Source organism: Armatimonas sp. (assembly GCF_043760365.1).
GTDB lineage: Bacteria > Armatimonadota > Armatimonadia > Armatimonadales > Armatimonadaceae > Armatimonas.
The window spans coordinates 1-6,082 of the sequence record NZ_JAYUPA010000163.1 but is presented as its reverse complement, the minus strand read 5'-3'; the positions used below and the strand labels follow the sequence as shown (position 1 = coordinate 6,082).

Sequence of the window (6,082 nt, the reverse complement as noted above, 5' to 3'; positions counted from 1 at the left end):
CGACTGCCGAGCAGCGCAAGAGTGACAGCGAATTTATCTGCTACCAGGCCCAGCACCCGCCGCTGTTCTTTCTGCTCTCCGTGCCACTCTGGAAAGCCTTTGGTAATCAGAGCGTGCTTTTCTGGACTCTCTGGCGCGGGCTGTGCGTCCTGCTGGGGGCAGTGGCCATTGCGCTGGCGGCAAAAGCGGCGCGGCTGGTTTTGCCGGAGAGTAAGCTAGTGGCACTGTGTGCTGCGCCACTCATGGCCTTTGTCCCGATCTTCAACCACCTGATGGGCCATGTCTCCAACGAGCCGCTGGCGATGGTGCTCGGTGCCTGGAGCTGGCTGAAAGTGGTACGCCTCTGCCGCGAGGGGCGCGTGCCGAACACCAAGCAAGCACTCTTGATTGGCTTCGTCCTTGGGCTGGCGCTCCTCACCCGCCTGACGTCGGTGATCTGGTGCTTGGCAGCAGGAATTGCGTTGGGGATGACGTTCAAGAAGCAGGCGCTCAAGCCGCTGGCAATCGCGCTCGGACTCGCGTTTGTTGTCTTCTCGCCGTGGCTGCTACACAATCTCACGAACTACGGCAAGCCGCTGATCCGGCCTTTCGATAACCCGCTGCTGGCCAGCGGCGCAACCGTGGCGGACTTTCTGGGCACGGGGATTCGCCCGCAAGGCTCCCCGACGCAGTTTACGCCGCTGATCACCGTGCTCTTCTGGGCCGCGACGGGCTGGACACCGTTCTGGCTGATCGGTAGTCTGCTTCCCGGCAGCTACGATGGCATGGTGCAGAACGCGGCGTACTTGCTCTTGGTGGACTTGGCGATTGGCCTCACGCTTTTCTGGAACGCGTCGCAGGTGCGCCGCAAGCTGGCCCCAAGTGACTCCGTGATTCGTGCGGCGCTCTGGGCGGCGGGCAGTGTGTTGCTGTTTTTGATCGCGGCGGTGCTTCAGCAGATGCTGTTTGTGGACTGGAATGTCTTGCAGTCGTCGGGGCGCTACTTCACCGCCGCCGCGCCGCTCCTGGTGCTCTTGCTGCTCACGGCGCTGGAGGCCGTCACGCGCAAGCTGCCCACAAGCGCCAAGCTTGCCGTGGGGGGCGTCGCGGTGCTGGCGCTTTTTCTGGCGAGCCTGCACACCACGAGCTTGGTGCGTCAGTTCTACGTCGGCAACCCGACCCAAAAGAAGTGGCAGCGCATCGCTCCGGCAGGTTCCGGGCGTGCCTACATCGTCTCCGACACCGACGAATAAACCCACCCGCTCTGCGGCGTAGGGAGCGGGGCTAACGGCGGTAGTCGGTGGGGACGCGGCCTCGGATGAGATCACCGGTGGCGCTTCCGGCGGCAAAGAGGCGTGTTGCTAGTGCGTACCAGGCTTTGGCATCGGCGTCACACTCTGCGGCAAAGTCCGCGAGGTTCTCGGCGGCCTTGCGCCAGGCGACTTTTGCGGCGGAGGTCTGGGCTTCGAGGGTGCGGCAGCTCTCGATGGCGGCGGCGAGCTTGGGCTGGGTGAGCTCGGGGGTGGGGTTAAAGCTTACGGCGAGCTGCTTCCAGGCATCGCTGACGGCCTGGGCGCGGGCGAGCACCTGCGGGCGGCCTTGGGGCGTGCCGGGGAGCTTTGCCAGTGCCTCCGTGTGAGCGGCATTGCCCCGCAGAGCGACTTTTAAGAGAGCGAGCGACTGCATCGTGCGGCGCTCTAAACCGTTGTAGGCGGCGTTGCGCTGCGTGCGCGTATCGTGCTCGGCTTGTTCGGTGGCGCTCTCGGCCTGCTCGTGCTGCGTAAACTCGGCGAGGTCGGTGTCCCACTGCGCGACACTCTTCTCTTCCCAGAGCCACTCCGAGGCAATCGCCTCTTGTACATCGCGGGTGGCTTGCACGCGGTTCTTAATGGCAGTGATGTCCATTGTCGGTTCTCCTTGCGTCTATTATAGAGGTTTTGGTTGGGAGCAACAAGGTGACTTTTTGGTGCACGGGTTCGCCTTGTGTGGGCACAAATCCACGCCCTCAGGGCATGGGTTTGCCTCTCATGGGCATGGGTTTACGCCTTGCAAACACGAGTTTCGTAGGTTTCTTGAGAGGTTCGCCTTGCGTGTGCCTGGGTTCGTAGCTTTTTGCCATCTCCCCCGTCCTCGTTCCTCGTCCACCCCCTCTTCCCCTTGTCGCTCGTGCCTCGCTGGGAAGAGGGGCAGCACTCTAAGGTGCAGGGAGATGCAGCCTCTCTTCCCGCGACGAAGGAGCAGACAGGGGAAGAGAGGTGGGTGAGTTCCACGAACCCGGAGAGATGGCCAAAGCCTACTCATCAGTGGTGGCGAGGAAGTCTTTCACTCTCTTGCGGAGCTGCTCTGGGGTTTGGGTGCGTACCTGCTCATTGGTCAGGCGCAGGAGGCGCAGGCTGTGCTCCTGAAGAAGAGCGGCGCGGCTCTGGTCTTTAAGGCGAACCTCGGGCAGGTCGTGGATACTCCCGTCCACCTCGATGATAAGCCGGGCTTGGGCACAGTAGAAGTCCACGATATAGACACCGATAACATACTGCCGCAGGAAGCGCAGTGCGTCACAGCGATCATAGCGCAACGCCTCCCAGAGTCTTTTCTCCGACTCGGTGGGGCTGTTTCGGAGAGCACGTGACCGATCCCGCAGGTGAATCAGGCAGCGTCGTTTAACGTCGTTTTTTTGCATCTCACCTGTAGAACGGTTGAGAAGTGGCAAATCTGATAAACCGGGACAAGTATTTTTTCGCCCTCTCTGGCTTTGGTGCCATCTCTCCGCCTTCGCTTTTTTCCATCTCTCCGCCTTCGCACGGCTCAGGCACCTCTCTTCCCCGATGGCTCGTGCCTCGCCGGGAAGAAAGGCTGGTGCATCTCCCCGCTTTGTTCGTCCCTCACTGCGCTGCCCCTCTTCCCAGCGAGGCACGAGCGGCAGGGGGAAGAGGGGGTAGGGGGAGATGGCGCGAAGCGGCGGGGGAGATGGCCCCAAAGCCAACCTACGCCTTGCGCTGCCCTCGCCGAGCAAGCCCGAGAAGCGTTGGAGAGCCTGCCCGAAGTCTCGGTTGCCGAAACGCCCGTTGCCGCAACCGCCCCGATTGTCCACTCGCTGCCAGTGGCGTTCTCCCGCATTGTCTTCGCCTCTCTCGCCGAGCTTCCCTTGCCCGCGCTGATCCTGCCGACCCTGCGCCGCGCTCTCACCGATGCGCCACCCGCCGCCGATCCGCTGGCACAGATCGTGGCGACAATCAACGCCATCCAGGGCCGCGTGCTGATCTTGCTGGACAATTTAGAGCACCTGCTACCCACCGAGAACAAAGACGAGGACAGCGACGACGAGGAGAAATCCCACTTTGGCCCCGCGCGGATCGTGCGGCAGCTTTTGGAGTCGTGCCCCGATTTGGTAGTTCTCGCCACGTCGCGCCAGCCGCTTGGCGTGGAAGGGGAGCAACAGGTTGCTGTCGAGCCGCTGGTGGGCGCGACCGGCGTGGAGCTTTTCGTGGACCGCGCCCGCGCCGTCCGCCCCGACTTCACACTGCACGCCGGGAACAAAGCCGAGATCGAGGCGATCTGCACGCTACTGGACGGCTTGCCGCTTGCCATCGAGCTTGCGGCGGCGTGGGTGCGCGTTCTGACACTGAAAGAGCTTCGCGAGCGTCTTGAGAAAGAAGTGCTCTGGCTGGAAGGCCGTCGCCGCGATCTCAACCCGCGCCAGAAGAGCTTAGAGGCGACGCTGTGCTGGAGCTGGCAGCTTCTCAGTGTGGAGCAGAAGCGCCTGCTCAGCGCCCTCTCGGTGTTTCGCGGTGGCTGGACACTGGATGCCATTGAGTCTGTGCACCGCTCGCCCGACACGCTGGACTTGCTCTACAACCTCGTGGACAAGTCGCTCGTCGTGGTAGAGCAGACGTCCGTCTCCACCCGCTTTCGTTTACTGGAGACCATTCGCCAGTTTGCCCACGAGCGCCTTGAAGAGAGCGGGGAGCAAGGGAGCGTCCAGGCAAACCACTTAGTCTATTTTAAGTTCTTTGCGGAGACGTTAGCTCCCAAGCTCGTTGGTTTTGAGCAGAAACACTGGTACGAGCGGCTGGAGCAAGAGAATGGCAACTTTCGCGCGGCACTTGCGTTTGGCACAACCCACCGTGGTTTTGCGGAGACTACTCAGGCTCTCGCAGGGGCTCTGATGAAGTTCTGGTGGATTCGTGGCTATATCTCTGAGGGGCGTGACTGGTACGAGAAAGTGCTCCACCTCCCCGGAGGTCAGGCGCAGACCCATGCCCGCGCCGAGGCGCTCTACGGAGCCGGTGCGCTGGCGAACTTCCAGGCAGACTACGGCACGGCGGAGCGCTACAATCAGCAAAGCCTGACGATTCGTCGCCTACAGGATAATAAGCAAGGCATAGCCAGCTCGCTTCATGCGATGGGAAACACGGCCTTTGACCAGAAGCACTACAGGGCGGCACGGGCGTTTTACGAAGAAGGCTTGAGTCTTCGGCGCGAGCTGGGCGAGCTCAGCGGAGTCTCTACCTTGCTCAATAACCTGGGTAATATCGCCGTGGTGCTGCACGACCTTACCTTGGCGCAACAATTCCATCACGAGAGCTTGGCGCTTAAACAAACGCTCGGCGATCGGCTTGGCATGGCAAACTCTTTTTCCAACCTGGCGACAATTGCCACTGAGCAGGGCGACTACCCTGCTGCTAAGAAGCTCTGCCAGCAGGCGCTACACCTGCATCAGGAGCTAGGGGATAGCCCGGTTTTTGCCGGCTGTCTCCAGGGCTGTGCCCACCTTGCTCTTTGCGAGAACCAAGTGCACCAGGCGGCAATGCTTTTCGGAGCAGCGAGCCGGCTACGAGAAGAAATCGGCCTGACGCTCTCTCTCCATCAGGAAGAAAACTACCAGCAACAGTGTGATCGCGTCCGCGAAACGCTCGGCAGGGGAGCCTTCGAGGCCGCTTGGCAGGAAGGCCGTCAGCTCTCGCGAGAGGATGTTTTTGCGCTTGTGCTGCGCTGAAACGGTTTTTCAAAGAGCCGCCACGACACCCACGCTGCCCCAAGAACCAGCGGCAGGCCCAGCCCGAGAAGCGCAAGGGTTTGTAGCTCCTGCGACGCGGCAGGCAGGAGCGGCTTGACCACTTTCTTGGCGAGCATCTCCAGAATCGGGAAGTGGATCAGGTAGATCGAGTAGGCGATAGTGCCGCAGAACACCACCGGGCGCAGAGTGAGTAGCCTTGGCAGCCTATGGTGCCAGAGCGCCAAACACGCCGCCGTCAGAATCCCCATCGCTGGATCAATCACGGGAAACGCGCGGGCCAGATCGGCCTCGGCGCTCTCCATCGGGAAGACAAAGAGCAGGCCAACCAGCAAGACACCAGATAGCAGCGCGAGCACCAGAACCATAAGGCGCTTTTGCTCGCCGTCCCAGCGCGAGGTGAGCTTGCCTGCACAGACACCGATGCCGAAGAGAAACACATACCAGGGGCACGTGTGGCCCAGCTCCGCGACACTCTTTCCTGAGAGTATAAAAATACGCGTGAGGCCGTAGCCAATAATGGCGGTTGTGGCCAGCACCAGGGCAGTGCCACGTGGCTTGGCAAGCAGGCAGAGGAGCACTGGGAAGAGAAAGTAGATCTTCCACTCCACCGCGACGCTCCAGAGCGGCTGGTTGAAGGCAACAATTGTCTCCGGGAAGACATCTTGCAGGAGAAGTCCGTGTAGCCCGAGGGCGCGGAAGTCCAGTGGGCCACCATTCCAATAGAGCGTGTGCGCCACCGACGCGGCTAAGATAGCCAAGTAGGCCGGAAGAATACGCCGAGCACGTTTCAAATAGAACACTTTTGCAGCAGTGGCCTTTTCCGGGAGCGCCAGGCAGAACCCCGAGAGCACGATAAAGACATCCACGGCCAAGTGGCCGTAGAGCAGGCCGTCGGCTAGGCTGTTCTTGGCACGGATCGGGAAGGCTTGGGCGCAGAGAAGAAACGCATGATGGGCGACCACATACAATGCAGCCAGGCCGCGCAGGCCGTCGAGATGGGGAAAATAGGCTCTCACAATTCTCTCAAGTATACGCGAAAATCGCTTGCGGGGCTTAGGGAAGCGTGATAATATTCAACCCGCGTCGCCG

5 protein-coding genes are annotated in these 6,082 nt (G+C 61.3%); 2 read left to right on the top strand and 3 right to left on the bottom strand.

All coding sequences use genetic code 11. The annotated features are described in order from the left end of the window. The coding region (locus tag ACH2EH_RS04090) for a hypothetical protein (protein ID WP_395139210.1) at positions 1–1,232 on the top strand (1,232 nt) is incomplete at its 5' end. Between the two features lie 31 nt (positions 1,233–1,263). On the opposite strand, the gene ACH2EH_RS04085 is transcribed toward ACH2EH_RS04090, so the two are convergent. Both ACH2EH_RS04085 and ACH2EH_RS04080 read right to left on the bottom strand, forming a co-directional pair. Continuing rightward, positions 1,264–1,884, bottom strand: a complete 621-nt coding sequence (locus tag ACH2EH_RS04085) for a hypothetical protein (protein WP_395139209.1) — start codon at positions 1,882–1,884, stop codon at positions 1,264–1,266. A 388-nt stretch (positions 1,885–2,272) separates the two neighbouring features. Beyond that, the gene (locus tag ACH2EH_RS04080) at positions 2,273–2,656 is read right to left on the bottom strand and encodes an endonuclease domain-containing protein (RefSeq protein ID WP_395139207.1); all 384 of its coding nucleotides are present in this window, start codon (positions 2,654–2,656) and stop codon (positions 2,273–2,275) included. Between the two features lie 345 nt (positions 2,657–3,001). Here ACH2EH_RS04080 and ACH2EH_RS04075 point away from each other — a divergent pair, with 345 nt between their 5' ends. Next, entirely contained in the window at positions 3,002–4,972 is a 1,971-nt protein-coding gene (locus ACH2EH_RS04075) for an ATP-binding protein (RefSeq protein ID WP_395139205.1), read from the top strand. Here ACH2EH_RS04075 and ACH2EH_RS04070 read toward each other — a convergent pair. Then, positions 4,930–6,009, bottom strand: coding sequence for an acyltransferase family protein (locus tag ACH2EH_RS04070; RefSeq protein ID WP_395139203.1), 1,080 nt, complete (start codon positions 6,007–6,009; stop codon positions 4,930–4,932). The two genes, ACH2EH_RS04075 and ACH2EH_RS04070, sit on opposite strands and share 43 nt — an antisense overlap. Positions 6,010–6,082 lie beyond the last annotated feature (73 nt).

What these genes read in the sequence shown, in the direction of transcription:
- ACH2EH_RS04080 (WP_395139207.1), bottom strand. Translation starts at nt 2,656, where the DNA reads ATGCAAAAAAACGACGTTAAACGACGCTGCCTGATTCACCTGCGGGAT.
- ACH2EH_RS04085 (WP_395139209.1), bottom strand. Translation starts at nt 1,884, where the DNA reads ATGGACATCACTGCCATTAAGAACCGCGTGCAAGCCACCCGCGATGTA.